We start from the raw sequence: 15,900 nt of genomic DNA, 5'->3' as shown, positions 1-15,900 counted from the left end.
CCCGACGCATTTTTTCAAGGGCGCGTCCAAGATGCCCGAAAAAATGTGAAAATCCGTTTCATGCCCCCAACCCGCCGTTTTCGTAGCGCGCTGACTCTGTGCCGTGTGGCGCTGCTATGCCTGGCTTGCGGGTGGAGCGGCAGCTCGGCGCTGGAGATCAACACGGACAGGCTGCAAAGCCTGTCCGCCAGCCGCTACGGCGCCAAGGGCGCAAAGTCCGTATCGAACTGGCTGCAATTGCTGCGCAGCCCCGCTCCGGCATCGGATCGCGACCGCCTCACCGTCGCCAACGACTTCTGGAACCGCGCCCTGCTTTCCGGCGAGGATTCCATCATCTGGAAGCAGGCCGACTACTGGGCCACGCCGCTGGAGTCGCTGGGCCGGGGCGCCGGCGATTGCGAAGACTATGTCATCGGCAAGTATTTCACCCTGCTCTCCATGGGGGTGCCGGCCAACAAGCTGCGCTTCATCTATGTGCGCGCCCGCATCGGCGGCGCGGCCAGCAGCGCCCAGGTGGCCCACATGGTGCTGGGCTATTACGAAACCCCGAATGCCGTCCCGCTTGTGCTGGACAGCCTGATTTCAACCATCCTGCCGGCCACGCAGCGGCGCGACCTGACGCCGGTGTTCAGTTTCAACGCCGACGGCGTCTACGTGGACGGCAAGGCGGCCGCGCCTGTCGACCGCCTCAGCCGCTGGCGCGACCTCCTTCAACGCATGGAACGGGAAGGCATCCGCCCCTGACGTCCGGAAACAAGACTATGTCCATACTTCGACAGCTACTGCTCAGCGTGACCCTCGCCATCAGCGTCATCTTGCTGGGAACGCTGGCGCTCAGCGTCAACTCGGCGCGCGAGTACCTGTCGGGCCAGCTTCAGGTGCAAAGCACCGACGCGGCCGTATCGCTGGCCCTGTCCTTGTCGCAGCCGGCGAACAACGACCCGGTCGTGCAGGAACTGCTGGTGTCCGCGCTTTACGATGGCGGGCACTTTTCGCTGGTGCGCCTGACCGATCCCGACGGCAAGGTGCTGATCGAACGCCGGTCGACCGCCACTGCCGCATCGGTGCCTGCGTGGTTCCAGGCGCTGGCGCCGCTGGATAGCCAGGCGGCCAGCCATGCGGTCAGCGACGGCTGGCGGCAGATTGGCGAAGTCACCCTGATCGCCAACGACGCCTACGCCTGGGAAGCCCTGTGGCGCAGCAGCCTGAAGATGATTGCGCTGGTGGTCGGCGCGGGCATCCTGTGGGCCATCTTCGCCTTCGTTCTGGTCGGGTGGATCAAGAACCGTCTGCTGCGCGAAATCAGCGACCACGTCCGCGGCATCGGCCGGGATGCGCCGGGCGAGCAGGTCGAGGCGCGGGTGCCGGAACTGTCCGGCGTGGTGCAGGCGTTGAACCAGACGCGCGAGCGCATCCACGCCAGCGTCGAAGAACAGAACGCCAAGATCGAGTCGCTGGAACTGGAGCTGAACCAGGACCCCGTGACCGGCTTGCCCAACCGCAAGTACTTCGTCAACGAGTTCCGCCGCGCGCTGGAAACCCGGGCAGCGCCGGGAACGTCGCGGGTCGATGGCGGGCACGTGCTGGTGTTCCGCCAGCGCGACCTGGCCGACCTGAACCGCCACATGCCGCGAGAATTCATCGACCAGTGGCTGCGCACCGCCTGCGAACGCATTCAAGGCACGCTCAAGCGCATGCACGTCGCCGCGCCCATGCTGGCGCGGCTGAATGGATCGGACTTTGCGCTGCTGCTGCCGGGCTGCGCGGCGCCCCAGGCCATGATGGTGGCCGAGCAGGTCCGGGCCGACCTGCATGCCTCGCGCATTCCTGTCGGCGAAGGTCATCTTTGCCGCTGGGCGCAGGCCATGACCGACTATGCACACGGAAGCCAGGCTGGCGCCGTGCTTGCCCGCCTGGATTTCGGCCTGATGCGCGCGGAAAGCGCCGGCAACGACCAGGTCGTCATCGCGGGCGCCACGGACACGCATTCGCCGTCGGAAGCCGGCGAGCGCGCCTGGAAGGACGCCATCCAGACGGCGTTGGAAGGCCGTCACTTCGAGCTGTCGACCGAACCCCTGCTAGCGCTGAATGGGCGCGTCGTGCGCACCGAAGCCATGCTGATGCTGCGCACCGCGCCGGATCAGGAGCCGATTCCCGCCACGCTTTTCATTCCGCCGGCGGTGCGGCTGGACCTGGTGGCCGAGTGCGATCTGGAAGCGGTGCGGCTGGGCCTGGAATGGCTGGCCAGCCACGCGGGCGAGCTCGCCGTGCGCGTGTCGCTGCCGTCGCTGCGCGGCCAGAAGTTCCTGCGCCAGCTTGCGTTGCTGCTGACCGAAAATCGGCCGCTTGCGCGCCGCTTGTACGTGGAAATCGACGCGCACGGCCTGGTGGAATGCCACGAGCAGATCACCGCGTTTGCCCGCGTCGCTGCGGAGTTCGGCGCCCACATCGGCGTGCGCCGGCTGGCGCAGCAGTTCGGCGCGGTGGCGCAACTGCACACGCTGCCGTTGTCCTACGTGAAACTGGGCGGGGGCTTCGTGGGCGGCATGTCGCAAAGCCCGGGCAGCCAGCAGCTCACGGCCTCGGTGCTGGAAACGGCCCGGTCGCTGGGGATTGCCGTCTATGCGGAAGACGTGCCGGACGCGGAAACCCAACGCATCCTGCAAGGGCTGGGCATCGACATCATGCGAGGCCAGGGCGTCAAGACGGCAAGCGTGGAGTAAGCGGAACGGTCCGGGCTGGGCCCGGCAAGCCGGCGGGCGCCCCAACCGGAGCGCCGCGCCCCCCGCGCGATCAGCGCGCGGCTTGTCCCTTGGACTGCTCGTAAAGCGGCATCACCTTCTGCGCCGCCGTTTGCAGGTCGCTGATGCGCGAGGCTGCCGACGGGTGGGTGGACAGGATCTCGGGCGGTGCGCTGCCCTGGCTGGCAGCGCCCATCTTCTGCCACAGCGTCACGGCCGCACGCGGGTCGTAACCTGCCCTGGCGGCCAGTTCAACACCCATGCGGTCCGCTTCGGTCTCGTGCGTGCGGCTGTTGGGCAACGTGAACATCACATTGGTCAATTCGCCGCCCAGGTCCGACGCCGCCGACGATCCGGTGGCAATGGACAACACCTGCAGGCCCAGGCTGGTAGCCATCTGCTGGGACACGCGCTCGCGGGCGTGTTCACGCAACGCATGGGCGATCTCGTGGCCCAATACCGCAGCCAGCTCATCGTCGGTTGGGTTGATCTTCGAGATCAGGCCGGTATAGACCGCGATCTTGCCGCCGGGCATGCACCAGGCGTTGACCTCGTCGCTGGACAGCACGTGGACTTCCCATTTCCAGCTTGTGGCGTCCGGACGGAACACGCCCGCCTGCGCGATCAACCGCTGCGAGATGGCGCGCACCCGCGCCACCTGCTTGGCATCCTTGTCCAGCAAGCCCTTGGACTTGGCCTGCTGCAGGATCTCGGCGTATTGCTGGGTTGCTTCCTGTTCCAGCGCCTGCGAAGGCACCATGCTGGACATGTACTGGGTGCGGTTGACGCCCACGGCGCCCGACTGCGTGGTGTTCATGCCGGTGCAGCCCGCCAGCACGGCCAGCGACAGCACGGCTCCGGCATTGCGCAGAAAATGACGCTTCTGTTTCATGTCGGCCTCCAAGCCATTTTCAACAACGGAAAAACGTATCAGACCGGGGCGGCGCCGCACTGCCCGCGATGGCGCAGCGCGTGGTCGATCAGCACCAGCGCCAGCATCGCCTCGGCGATCGGCGTGGCGCGGATGCCGACGCAGGGGTCGTGACGGCCCAGCGTCTGCACCATCACCGGCTCGTTGGCGCGGTTGACCGAGCGGCGCTCGACGCGGATGCTGGAAGTGGGCTTGATTGCGAGCGACACGGTGATGGGCTGCCCGGTGGAGATGCCGCCCAGCACGCCGCCGGCGTGGTTGCTCAGAAAGCCTTCGGGCGTGATTTCGTCGCCGTGTTCCGAGCCGCGCTGCGTGATGCAGTCAAAGCCTGCGCCGATGGAGACGCCCTTGACCGCGTTCAGGCCCATCATGACGTGCGCGATGTCGGCATCGAGGCGGTCGTAGATGGGTTCGCCCCAGCCGGCCGGCAGGTTCTCGGCAACGACCTCGATCCGCGCGCCGATGGAATCGCCGTCCCGGCGCAACTGGTCCATGTAGGCTTCCAGTTCGGGCACGACCTCGGCGTTGGGCGCATAAAAGGGATTGTTGGGCACTTCGTCCCACGAAACGAACGGGATGGCGACGGGGCCGAGCTGGCTCATGTAGCCGCGCACCTTGACGCCGTACTGCTCGGACAGCCACTTCTTGGCGATGGCGCCGGCCGCCACGGTGGGCGCGGTCAGGCGGGCCGATGATCGTCCGCCGCCGCGCGGGTCGCGTACGCCGAACTTGTTCCAATAAGCGAAGTCGGCGTGGCCGGGCCGGAAGGTGTCCTCGATATTGGAGTAATCCTTGCTGCGCGCGTCGGTATTGCGAATCAGCAGGCCGATGGGCGTGCCGGTGGTGACCCCTTCATACACGCCGGACAGGATCTCGACCTGATCGGCTTCCTGGCGCTGCGTCACGTGGCGCGAGGTGCCCGGACGGCGGCGGTCCAGTTCGACCTGGATGTCGGCCGCGGTGAGGGCCAGCCCCGGGGGACAGCCGTCCACGACGCAACCGATGGCCGGCCCGTGGGATTCGCCGAAATTCGTGACGGTAAAGAGAGTACCTAGGGTATTGCCGGGCATAAGGAGTCAACAGGTCGGGTTTGCAAGCAACCCCGATTATGACACCGCCGCAGCCAAAGCCTGGATTTCGGCGGCCGGCGCAGGCCGTCCCAGCAGAAAACCCTGCATCACCCGGCATCCCAGCGACTTGAGGATTTCGCGCTGGCCTTCTGTCTCGACACCTTCGGCCACGACCGGCAGGTGCATCGCCTGGCACAGCCCGAACAGGGCTGAAACCACCTCACGGCTGCCGGCGTCCGATTCCAGCGCGGAGATAAAGCTGCGGTCGATCTTGACCCAATCGATCGGCAGATGGCGCAGATGGTTCAAGCTGGAATAGCCGCAGCCGAAGTCGTCCAGCGCCACCCCGATACCCTTGTCGCGCAGCGTGTTCAGGATCTTCACATGCCGCTCGTAGTGCAGGATGAAGATGGATTCGGTGATCTCCAGCACCAGCTTGCGCGGCGACAGACGGGTGGCGGCCAGCACGTCCGACACCAGTTGAACCAGCCCGTCCTCGTTCATCTGCTTGACCGACAGGTTCACATGCACGCGCCACGCGGCCGGCCATAGCGCCGCTTGCGTGCAGGCTCGCTCCAGGATCCAGGCGCCCAGCGGCACGATGAGGCCGCTGCGTTCGGCCAGCTCGATCGTCACGGCGGGCGACACGCTGCCCAGTACGGGGTGATGCCAGCGCAGCAGCGCTTCGCACCCCTGCACCACGCCGCTCGCGCTGTCGCAGACCGGCTGGTAGTAGAGCTCGAACTGCTCCATGGCCGGAGTCGTCAGGGCCAGCCGAAGGTCGTTTTCCAGGCCCTGCTGGTCCCGCTGGCGTGCCAGCAGCCGGAAGTCGAAGAGATTCCACCCCTGGCCGCCCTGATCCTTGAGCGGCACCATCGCGACCTGCACGCAGCGCTGCAATTCCTCGACGCTGCGGCCGTGGGCCGGGTACAGGGCGGCGCCGATGCGAAAGACGGCAATAAGGGGACGGGCGCCCAGTTCATAAGGCACGCTCAGGTCGGCCAGCAGTTTGGCAGACACCTGGGCAGCGCCTTCCTCGTCAACGCCGGGCACGCAGACGGTGAACGAGTCGGTCCCGGTGCGCGCGGCCATGCCCCCGAGCGCGCGGGCGACCAGGCTGATGCGATCGGCCACCTGAACCAGCAGCGCCTGATCTTCACCGGCCCGCAGCATGGCGCTGATCTGGGCATAGTGTTCGAAGCTGACGAGAAAAAAGGCGCCGCGCCGGGTCGTGCCCTGCGGCTGGCCCAGCCAGGCGCGCACGCGACGATGCAGCTCCTGCTGGCTAAGGAGGCCGGTCAGTTCATCCCGCGTCAGGCGTCGGCGCAGCGCGCGCTCGCGGCGGAAGAACAGCAGACTGATCGCTGCAAGTGCGCCCGCGAGCGTCAGGCACAGTGCGAGCAGGTAACTCTCACGCACGGAGCCCCCTATCCATAAGCCCCCGGCGTTGCGGCCCGACCACGGGCCCGGGGGCTGTAACATATTTTAAATTATGCATTGTTTTCGCAAAAAAACGCCACATTTCGGAGGCAACGCGCCCCTTTTATCCTGACTTTCCTTGGATCCTTGTTGCTCGCTTCGGTCATGGCGGGGCCCCTGGACGGCGATCGCTGGCCGGTCCTTTCGCCATGCCTCGGTCCATCTACGACACCGCAACCCGAAAAATTAATACGCAGTGTCTCAATAGTTCTCAACCGGACCATTCTCACGAGCGAAATAATTACACACCTTGTCTGATATGACCGAGGATTTCGTAATATTCTGTGCGTTCTGTGACAACCTCTGTTTCCCGCATCCGCATCCTTGACGGTCGTTTCGTAACGTGTGTCACGTTTGATAGCCAGGTTTTTATCCCGCGCAGGCGACCTTGCCGCCTGATGCCCGTTGAAGCCGCAGTGGACGCCTGCCCGCGTCCGCTGCGGCGTATACCCAGACAGGGACTCGCAAGTACATGTCCACATTACGCCGGCTGCTTTTCTGCTCTGCCCTTCTGATTGGCTTCATCCTGCTCGGCGCACAAGCCCTGGGGATGCTGGCGGCGCATCGCTATCTGAATACCCAGCTGGCCCAGCAAAGCGAATCGGGCGCCAATGCGCTCGCCTGGGCGCTATCGCACAGCACGGGAAGCCATCGAGAGCAGGTCGAGCTTGCCGATCAGCTGTTTGGACAAGGCCTGTATTCGCTGGTCAATATCACGAACGAAGGGAACGCGATCCGCGTGGAACGCCGAATCGGGCCAGCGGCCGGTACCGGCCAAGAGTCCGACTGGCGCGCCGCGTGGCTGAACATGGAGGCGCCCGCGGTGTCGCGGCCCTTCGTCATTCCGGGCGGCCAGGCCAAGGGCGTCCTGACGGTGCAGGCCGATGCGCGGATGGCGCGCGACACCCTGTGGCAAGGCGGCGTCCGGGTGCTGGGCCTGGTGCTGGCGGCCGCCGCATTCTGGGCGCTTTTCGCGACGAACCTTGTCCGCTGGATCGAAGCCCGCACCTCCCGCGACATCTGCGAGCGCGTGCGCGCGCTGGCGCCGGGCGCGGACGCGCAGCTGACCGGCTCATGCGAAGTGCCGGGCGTGGACCAGGCGCTAGTCGATGCGCAACGCCGCGTCGCCGCCACGGTCGAGGAACAGAATGCCCGCATCGAATCGCTGCAAAGCGAGATCTACCGGGATCCCATCTCCCGCCTGTCCAACCGCAAGCATTTCGTCGACCAGTTCCGGCTGGCGCTGGCCGACAAATCCGATGAGGCCGGCGGCCATCTGCTCATGTTCCGCCAACGCGACCTGGCGCAGATCAACCGCCACCTGTCACGCGCCTTCACCGACCAGTGGCTGCGCTCCTCGTCGGACCGCCTGCGCAAGCTGGTGCAGGAATTCGGCGGTCCCGGGACGCTGATTGCGCGCATCAGCGGATCGGATTTCGCCTTGCTGCTGCCGCGCACCTCGGCGCCGCAAGCCAGCGTGCTGGCCGAGCGCGTGCGCCGCGAACTGCGGTCGCTGCGCGTGCCCATGGACAAGTTCGGCTGGTGCCGCTGGGCGTTGGCCATGGCCGCATTCGCACCGGGCGACAACATGAGTGACATCCTGGCCCGCCTGGACCACGCGCTGATGTGCGCCGAAAGCGCCGATGACGACCAGATCACACCGGCTAGCCAGGCCGCCGACAGCACCCGCATCGGCGAATACAGCTGGCACGACGCGTTGATCACGGCGCTGGAGCAGCACCGGTTCTCGCTGTCGGCCCAACCCTTGCACGACCTGTCCGGCGCGCTGCTCCAGCACGAGGCCAGCCTGACGCTGCATGACCTGTCCGGCACCGATCCCGTGCCTGCCTCGATCTTCATGCCGCCCGCCGTGCGCCTGGGGCTGTCCGCCGAATGCGATATCCAGGCGATTCGCCTGGGCCTGGACTGGCTGTTCACGCATGAAGGCGCGCTGACCGTGCCGGTGTCGCTTGCCACGCTTGCTCAAGGATCGTTTTTCGGACGCCTGGAACGCATGCTGGCCGACCGGCCCACGCTGTCGAGCCGGCTGATCCTGGAAGTCGAAGCCGCAGGCCTCGTCGAACAAGGCGCCGACGTGCGCCAGCTCTGCGACATCGTCACCGGCGCCGGCGGGCGGGTCGGCGTATCGCGGCTGTCGCAGCAGTTCGGCGCCATGGAGCACCTGCACGAATTCCCGGTTTCGTACGTGACGCTGAGCGGCAGCTTCATCAGCGGCCTGCTCCATAGTCCCGGCAGCCAGCATCTGGCCGCTACCGTCGTCGCCACCGCGATGACGCTCGGCATGTCGGTCCATGCGGCCGACGTGCCGGACGCCGCCACGCAGCTCATCTTGGAGGGAATCGGCGTCCGCGCGATAAGCAGCGCTGTCGTAAACTCCGCCCACGCGCAAGACCTCGCGCACGATCATCAATGGGTTCCTAGTTGACGGAAGGATTGTTTCTTCGCACCCGCTGGCATTTTCGCCACCTGCGCCCCAGCCGTCCCGGCGTGTTCCGGACATCCGTCTGGCCGGGATTCGGCCTGTTGCTATGCGCCCTTTTCTGGCCTGCCCATGCGCTTGCCTACGGACTGAATGCCGGATACCACGGCCTGCACGCCGGCCTGACTGCGGGCGTCGCGATCGCCTGCGCGGTGACGTGCGGCGTGGCCTGGGCGCACACCCGCAACGCGTTGTTCGCGGCGGGCATGATCTTCGCGCTGCTCGAAGGACTGTTCCGCTCCCTGCCCGAGCTGATGCCGCCCGGCGCGCTGCAGGCCGCGTCCTACGCCGCCTTGCTTGCCCTGACCGCGCCGCAGTTGCGGGGATCACGCCTTGCTGCCGGTTTGGGCGCCGCATGCCGGTGGATCAGCATCTTGCTGTCCGGGGTGGCCGCCCTGGCGCTGATCTTTGTGTACGAAACCGAATCCGGCGTGCTGCCCGCCTCCATCGCTGGCGTGTGCGCCGCGCTCAGCGTGCCGTTGGCGATTTGGTTTGTGGCCAGCGCGATCCGGCAGCGCGCCGGCCGCCCGGCCAGCCTGACGCTGGCGCTTGCCTATGCCGTATCTGCCTGGGTTCTGGGACACGACGCCTGGCACGCTGGCGGCGCGGACGCCGCGGGCGCCAGCATGGAAGTGCTGAGGCTGATGTTGGTGTCGGGCGCGCTGCTCTGGGTTGCCCTGGACGCCTCCAATACCGCCGCGTCCGCCCGCAAGACCGGCGCCGGCTCCGACGCCGAACATGTGGCGCAAGGCGAACTGCGGCTGGCGGAACTGGCCGGCGCGCTGGACGCGCAGCGGCAGATGAACGCACTGATCTCGCACGAGCTGCGCGCGCCGCTCGCCACCATCAGCGCCGCCGCGCAATCCCTGGACATGATTCTGTCGGACAGCGGCGAAACCGTGGACACGCGGCTGGCGCGCATTCACCGGTCTGTCGGAAGGATGACCGAGCTGATGGACCAGTTGTTGAACCAGGACCGCCTCGAGGAACACGCCTGGAGCCCCCGCGGCGAACAGACCGACATGGCCGATCTGGTGCGCGACGTGGTGAACGCCATGCGGCCGGATACCGCGCACGCGCTGGTGCTTGAAGCGCAAGCGCCGCAACCGGTCTTTTGCGATCGGCCGCTCACCAGCGTGGTCGTACGCAACCTGATCCACAACGCCATCAAGTATTCGCCGGCCAACGAGCCCGTGCGGATCGAAACGGGGCACACGCGCATCGGCGAAACACCCATGACCTGGGCGGCCGTCGTGGACCGTGGTCCCGGCATCGAGGAAGAAGAACAGGCCCGAATCTTCGAGCCGCGCTTTCGGCGGTCAGCGCATCGCGAAACCCAAGGCATGGGCATCGGGCTGTATCTGGCCCGGCGCATCTGTCAAAGCCAGGGCGGATCGCTGACGATGCAAAGCAAGGTGGGCGTGGGCACGCGCTTTGTCATCACCCTGCCCTCAAACGGCCCGACGGCCTAGACGCCGCCCGGGCGGCGGCCTGGATCAGGCCGCGAACACGTAGCCCTGGCCGCGCACCGACAATACCGGCAGCTTCAGGCCCGCGCTTTGCGCCTTGGCGCGCAGACGGCTCACCAGCACGTCGATACGCCGCAACTCAAACCCGCCCGGGCTGTCCGGCAGGAAGAGTTCGGCCAGCGCCTGGCGGCTGACGGCGCTGCCCGCGGCGTCCATCAACGCCACCAGGAACGTTCTTTCCTGCGCGCTCAGGTGCAGCGAGGCGCCGTCCGGCGCCACCAGAATCCATCCGCCGTCCTGCAACGACCAGTTCGTGTCCGCCGACGCGCGCGTTTCGGCATCGGCCGGACGCGGCGCCTTGGCCAGACGCATCCGGCGCGCCAGGCTGCGAATGACGGAGCTTAGCTCCAGGAGGTCCACCGGCTTGGTCATGTAGACGTCGGCGCCGCCTTCCAGGCCGCGGACGCGGTCCTCAAGGGCGCTGCGGCCCGTCAGCATGACGATGCCCACGGGGCTCAGGGCGCGCAGGCGGGTCGCGACGGAAAAACCGTCTTCGCCGGGAAGATGGGCGTCCAGGATGACGATGTCGCAGGGCTGCTCTTGCAGCCGGCGGTAGAACGCGACCGCATTGTCGCAAGCAAACGCCACGCGAAAGCCATAGCCGCCCAGGCCCAATGCCAGTTCCTCGCGGAAATCGGCGTCGTCCTCAAGCAGACCAATACATAGCAAACCATCTGCACCAGGCATATTCAGAGTGCTTTACCTTGAAATTGTCGACGAAAACCCTGGAGCGCCCACGCAAGAAAAATGCCCCCGAGCCGGCAATCTTACGACTTTTACAATAGAAACGAATGATTGCAGTGAAAAAAACGGCGATATTTCACCTTTTTACCCAGGCTTTTTCTTAATCCCGGGCTTCCAGCCAGATTAATGCCACCGACAATATCGCAAAATCGCCCTCAGGACGAACAGCTCACTTCGATTCCGCCAGCCCAGTCCGGCGGCAAACCGGCGTAGCGTTCATAGCCATCCTGCGCCACATAGGGATTGCGCAGCAGTTTGATGAGGGTATCGATTTCGCTGGCATCGCCGGCCTTGGCCGCGCGAATCGCTTGTTCGGCCAAATGATTGCGCAGTACATACAGCGGATTGACGCCGTTCATGGCGGCCGCCGTGTCCGCGGCCGACCTGTCCTGCCGGCCATGGCGGGAAATCAGCCGGTCAAGCCAGGCGCCGGCAGCGGGCCGATCGATAAATAAATCCTCAAATCCGCTGCGCTGGCCTTGTATCGCATCGGCCAGGCGCCGCCACGTCAGCGTGAAATCCGCCTGATTCGCGTCCATCAGTTTGAGCAGATCATCCAACAGCGCCTCGTCGTCGGGCTGCCAAGCCGCCAATCCCATCTTGGCGCCCATTTTGTCGTGGAAGGCGCGCGTGAAAATGGCTTCGTATTCATCCAGCACGGCACGCAACGCATCGGCGTCCTGCACCAGCATATGCAGGCTGCCGCCCAGCCGATACAGATTCCAAAGCGCCACGGAAGGTTGCCGGTTCCAGGAATAACGTCCTTCGGCATCGGAGTGGTTGCAGATATGCCCCAGCCGGAAACCGTCCATGAAACCAAACGGGCCGTAATCCAGCGTAAGTCCCAGAATGGACATATTGTCGGTGTTCATGACGCCGTGGCAAAACCCCACGGCCTGCCAATCCGCCATCAGCAATGCCGTGCGCCGGGTGACGTCCCGCAGCAGATTCACGTATGGCGCCGTCTCGGATGCGGGCTCGCCCGCCTGCACGTCTCGGCACTCGGGGTAGTAGCGGTCAATCACATAATCGGCCAACGTCTTGAGCAGGTCGGGCTGACGCCGCGACGACCAGTGCTCGAACGACCCGAACCGGACGAAACTGGGCGACATCCGGGTCACGATGGCTGCCGTCTCGACGGTCTCGCGCATGACCGGATCATCGGACACGACCAATGCCAGGGCGCGCGTGGTCGGCACGCCCAGCCCGAACATGGCCTCGCTGGCCAGGTACTCGCGCACCGACGATCGCAACACCGCACGGCCGTCGCCCATCCGGGAATACGGCGTCATGCCGGAGCCCTTGAGCTGCAGTTCCCAGGCGCCCGCAGGCCCCTGGATTTCACCCAGCAGATGAGCCCGTCCATCGCCCAATTGTCCCGCCCACACGCCGAACTGGTGGCCGCTATAGACGGCAGCCAGCGTATCGCCGCCCGGCAATGGCTGGGCGCCGGAAAAAACCTGCAGGAATTCGGGGGTGGTCAGCACCGACGGATCCAGGCCGATCAGGGCGGCGGCCTGCGAATTGGCGTGCAGCAGGCGGGGATTGTTCAGCCCCCGCGGCGCCAGCCGGGTGTAGAAGGTCTCGGGCAGGGCCGCAAAAGAGTTGACGGCTTGCAGTTCGGACAGGGACAGGGCGGTCATGCGCGTTGCCTCCGGGCGGCGCGCTTGGCGGGCCGCACATAGAAAATGGCGCTGAGGAAAAACGTGATGGACAGGATGATTTCGCCCCACGCCATCAGGACGGACAGCGGCGCCGGATCCGACATGGCGCGCACCACGCCTTCCATCAGATACAGCAGCGACAGCATGGCCGCCCACTGGTAGGTGTAGAGATTGCCGCGCACGATGCCGCGCAGCGGGAACGCCAGCGGCAAGGCTTTGAGCAGCATCCAGGAACCGCCCGGCCGCACAGGCGCCACCACGGTTTCCCAGGCGACGCACAGCACGATCAGGGCAAACAATGAAACCGAGGCCACGAGGCGCAGGCGGGGGTTGAGTTCGGGATTCATGCTGCTATTATCGCCTGATGAATCGCCCCGCCGAGCCCGCCGCCGCTACGCCGGCGGTCAAAGAACGACCAACCTCGCGCATTTCCCGGGTCGCGAGGACCGGACGCGTATTTCGTTTCGTCGTCCAGCGCGCCAACGAAGAAAAGCTGCTGCAGGTCGCCTCCAGCCTGACCTTCACCACCGTCCTCGCCATCGTTCCCATGCTGGCGGTGGTGCTGTCGCTATTCACGGCGTTTCCCGTGTTCCAGGAGTTCCGGGTCGCCCTCGAGGACTTCCTCACCACCAGCCTGATGCCGCCGTCCGTCTCGGACAACATCATGGACTACCTGAACCAGTTCGCGCACCAGGCCTCGCGCCTGACCGCCATTGGCGGGGCATTCCTGCTGGTCACGTCCCTGCTACTCATCATGACGATCGACCAGGCGTTCAATGACATCTGGCGCGTCTCGCGCCAGCGCCCCCTGCCGCAACGGGCGCTCGTGTACTGGGCGATCATCACGCTGGGCCCCGTGCTGGCCGGCGCCAGCCTGTGGGCCACCTCGTTCGTCGCGCGCGAATCGCTGGGGCTCATCAAGGACGTGCCCGAAGTCATCAGTGTGGCCGTCTCGTTCATCCCTCTGGTGCTCACCGGCCTGGGCTTTGCGGCGCTCTTCGTCGTCGTGCCCAACCGCGAGGTGCTGTGGCGCGATGCGCTGATCGGAGGCTGCGTCACGGCCATCGTGCTGGAAATCATGAAGTCCGCGTTCGCCTTCTACCTGACGCGGTTTCCCACCTACACGGTCATCTACGGCGCCTTCGCCACCCTCCCGATCTTCCTGCTGTGGATTTACCTGTCCTGGCTGGCCGTCTTGCTAGGCGCAACGCTTGCCTCCAGCGCGCCGCTCATCCGGCTGGGCCGCTGGCACATCAATCGCTACCCCGGCGCTTCGTTCGTCGACGCGCTGGACGCCCTGCGGGCGCTGCGCCAAGCGCAGCTTTCCACGCCGGGTGGGGTGTCCGCCAGCTTGCTGGCCTCGGAATTGCGGCTGCACCAGGACGAGCTCAACGAGGTCCTGGAAACGCTGAGCGCGATGGGACTGGCCACCCGCAGCCCGGAAGACAACTGGATGCTGACGTGCGATGCGCGCGAGACCTCGCTGGCGCCGGTCGTGGATCGCTTCCTGCTGGACCGCAGCCAGCCGCGCGTGCGCAACGACCCCGACATCCTGCGCATCGCATCGTCCGTAAATTCGCCGCAAACCACGCCAACGCTGGAAGAACTCTGCGGAGAAGCGCAAAATACCGGAAATGGCGTCGCACCAGTGCTGCAACTGGAAGCGAACAAGAAATAGCAAAGCATAGGGCGCAGTCCGCCCCCAGGAGATACCGATGTTGAAGGTCAGTGAGATTTTGCGCGTCAAGGGCGATACGCTCTACACGGCGTCGCCGGACATGCCCGTGGCCCAGGCCGTGCAAACCATGAGCGAGCAGGATATCGGCTCCCTGGTCATCATGGAATTCGGCACGTTGACCGGGATGCTCACGTTCCGCGAGATCATTCGCCACATGCACGCGCATGGTGGCGCCGGCGATACCACCATCCGATCCATCATGGACGACGCGCCGGTCAGCGTTTCGCCCAACACCAGTGCCGACGAAGTCCAGCGCCTGATGCTGGAAAAACACGCCCGCTATATCCCCGTCATGGACGGTCCCACCCTGATGGGCGTCATTTCGTTCTACGACATGGCGCAGGCCATCGTGGCGGCCCAGCAATTCGAAAACAACATGCTGAAGGCCTACATCCGCGATTGGCCCGCCGAAAGCGCGGAACCGGCCCAGTCCTGAACCTGCCGGCGCCCTTGCGGCGCCGGCTGCGGATCTACATCCCGGCGGGCGCGGCCTCGCGAGTGGCATCGCGCGCGCCCGGCGCATGACGCTGGCTGCGCCACGCGTCATAAATCAGTTCCGGATTATTCGCGGCCAGCAGGGCCGGATCCGACAGCATCCGCCGCCAGCGCCTTGCGCCCGACTGCCCATTCACCAGCCCCAGCATCGGACGCGTCATCACCCGCAGTGGCACGCCCTTGGCCACCTGCCGCGCGGCGTATTCCGTCATGGCGTCCACCACCTGCGCATCGCTGGGCAGCCGCACCGACGGCCACAACTGCATGGAAACCTCGGACAACACGCGCGGCGTATGCCAGGCGGCGCGGCCCAGCATCACGCCGTCAAAGGTTGAGGCCGCCTGCACCGACTGCCCGGCATCGGCCAGTCCGCCATTGAGCACGAACGTGCAATCTGGAAAATCACGCTTCAATTGCGCGACCACGTCGTAGCGCAGTGGCGGAATCTCGCGATTGTCCTTGGGCGACAAGCCCTTGAGCACCGCGTTGCGCGCATGCGCAATGAACACGCGGCAACCCGTGTCGTAGACCTTGCCGACAAAGTCGCGCACGAACTCGTAGGATTCGTCGTAGTCCAGCCCGAGGCGGTGCTTGACCGTGACTGGAATATCCACGGCGTCCTGCATGGCCTTCATGCAGTCGGCCACCAGCGCCGGCTCGGCCATCAGGCAGGCGCCAAACGCGCCCTTCTGCACCCGCTCGGACGGGCAGCCGCAATTCAGGTTGATTTCGTCATAGCCCCACTGCTTGCCAAGCTTGGCCGCATGCGCCAGCGCATCGGGCTCACTGCCGCCAAGCTGCAAGGCGACCGGATGCTCGGCTTCGTCAAAGTCCAGGTGGCGGGCCACATTGCCATGCAGCAGCGCACCGGTGGTGATCATTTCGGTGTACAGGCGGGCACGGGGCGCCAGCAGCCGGTGAAAGTACCGGCAATGGCGGTCGGTGACGTCGATCATCGGGGCGACGCAGAGCCGCCAGTCGGGGGAGTCCAAGAATCACTCTACAAAAC

Annotated in this window: 13 protein-coding genes; 6 read left to right on the top strand and 7 right to left on the bottom strand. The window is 65.7% G+C overall.

Annotated elements, in window-relative coordinates:
- Window positions 1-60 precede the first annotated feature (60 nt).
- Complete coding sequence (locus LN047_RS09225) at window positions 61-744, top strand: transglutaminase-like cysteine peptidase (protein WP_217617817.1); 684 nt, start codon at window positions 61-63, stop codon at window positions 742-744.
- A 17-nt stretch (window positions 745-761) separates the two neighbouring features.
- Complete coding sequence (locus LN047_RS09220) at window positions 762-2,723, top strand: LapD/MoxY N-terminal periplasmic domain-containing protein (RefSeq protein ID WP_373981562.1); 1,962 nt, start codon at window positions 762-764, stop codon at window positions 2,721-2,723.
- 70 nt (window positions 2,724-2,793) lie between these two features.
- On the opposite strand, the gene LN047_RS09215 is transcribed toward LN047_RS09220, so the two are convergent.
- The 3 genes from LN047_RS09215 to LN047_RS09205 are packed head-to-tail and all read right to left on the bottom strand — an operon-like array spanning window position 2,794 to window position 6,161.
- Window positions 2,794-3,633 carry a M48 family metallopeptidase gene (locus LN047_RS09215; protein ID WP_062842088.1) on the bottom strand — a complete coding sequence of 280 codons (840 nt, stop codon included), beginning with the start codon at window positions 3,631-3,633 and terminating at the stop codon, window positions 2,794-2,796.
- 38 nt (window positions 3,634-3,671) lie between these two features.
- Complete coding sequence (aroC, locus tag LN047_RS09210) at window positions 3,672-4,742, bottom strand: chorismate synthase (protein WP_373981561.1); 1,071 nt, start codon at window positions 4,740-4,742, stop codon at window positions 3,672-3,674.
- 36 nt (window positions 4,743-4,778) lie between these two features.
- Window positions 4,779-6,161, bottom strand: coding sequence for a putative bifunctional diguanylate cyclase/phosphodiesterase (locus LN047_RS09205; protein WP_373981560.1), 1,383 nt, complete (start codon window positions 6,159-6,161; stop codon window positions 4,779-4,781).
- A gap of 532 nt (window positions 6,162-6,693) precedes the next feature.
- Here LN047_RS09205 and LN047_RS09200 point away from each other — a divergent pair.
- Together LN047_RS09200 and LN047_RS09195 are read left to right on the top strand one after the other, a co-directional pair.
- Window positions 6,694-8,667: an EAL domain-containing protein gene (locus LN047_RS09200; protein WP_373981559.1), complete on the top strand. Its 1,974-nt coding sequence runs from the start codon at window positions 6,694-6,696 to the stop codon at window positions 8,665-8,667.
- Between the two features lie 8 nt (window positions 8,668-8,675).
- A complete protein-coding gene (locus LN047_RS09195) occupies window positions 8,676-10,193 on the top strand; it encodes a sensor histidine kinase (protein ID WP_373981558.1) in 1,518 nt (505 codons plus the stop codon).
- 24 nt (window positions 10,194-10,217) lie between these two features.
- Here the strand turns inward: LN047_RS09195 and LN047_RS09190 are convergent, their stop codons facing one another.
- The 3 genes from LN047_RS09190 to LN047_RS09180 all read right to left on the bottom strand — a co-directional run bounded on the left by LN047_RS09190 (window position 10,218) and on the right by LN047_RS09180 (window position 13,005).
- On the bottom strand, window positions 10,218-10,937 hold the full coding sequence (locus LN047_RS09190) for a response regulator transcription factor (RefSeq protein ID WP_043518814.1): 720 nt from the start codon (window positions 10,935-10,937) through the stop codon (window positions 10,218-10,220).
- A 212-nt stretch (window positions 10,938-11,149) separates the two neighbouring features.
- The gene (locus tag LN047_RS09185; protein ID WP_373981557.1) at window positions 11,150-12,637 is read right to left on the bottom strand and encodes a YdiU family protein; all 1,488 of its coding nucleotides are present in this window, start codon (window positions 12,635-12,637) and stop codon (window positions 11,150-11,152) included.
- The gene (locus tag LN047_RS09180; RefSeq protein ID WP_373981556.1) at window positions 12,634-13,005 is read right to left on the bottom strand and encodes a DUF2069 domain-containing protein; all 372 of its coding nucleotides are present in this window, start codon (window positions 13,003-13,005) and stop codon (window positions 12,634-12,636) included. Before LN047_RS09180 ends, LN047_RS09185 begins: the two co-directional genes overlap by 4 nt.
- A gap of 17 nt (window positions 13,006-13,022) precedes the next feature.
- Here LN047_RS09180 and LN047_RS09175 point away from each other — a divergent pair, with 17 nt between their 5' ends.
- Together LN047_RS09175 and LN047_RS09170 are read left to right on the top strand one after the other, a co-directional pair.
- Complete coding sequence (locus LN047_RS09175) at window positions 13,023-14,336, top strand: YihY family inner membrane protein (protein ID WP_062841906.1); 1,314 nt, start codon at window positions 13,023-13,025, stop codon at window positions 14,334-14,336.
- A 37-nt stretch (window positions 14,337-14,373) separates the two neighbouring features.
- Window positions 14,374-14,832: a CBS domain-containing protein gene (locus LN047_RS09170; protein ID WP_056315762.1), complete on the top strand. Its 459-nt coding sequence runs from the start codon at window positions 14,374-14,376 to the stop codon at window positions 14,830-14,832.
- 34 nt (window positions 14,833-14,866) lie between these two features.
- Here the strand turns inward: LN047_RS09170 and dusA are convergent, their stop codons facing one another.
- On the bottom strand, window positions 14,867-15,847 hold the full coding sequence (gene dusA, locus LN047_RS09165; RefSeq protein ID WP_373982118.1) for a tRNA dihydrouridine(20/20a) synthase DusA: 981 nt from the start codon (window positions 15,845-15,847) through the stop codon (window positions 14,867-14,869).
- Window positions 15,848-15,900 lie beyond the last annotated feature (53 nt).

This window comes from Achromobacter sp. JD417 (assembly GCF_041879325.1).
In the GTDB taxonomy this organism is placed as follows: domain Bacteria; phylum Pseudomonadota; class Gammaproteobacteria; order Burkholderiales; family Burkholderiaceae_B; genus Achromobacter; species Achromobacter mucicolens.
This window is presented reverse-complemented; position numbering and strand designations above follow the sequence as displayed.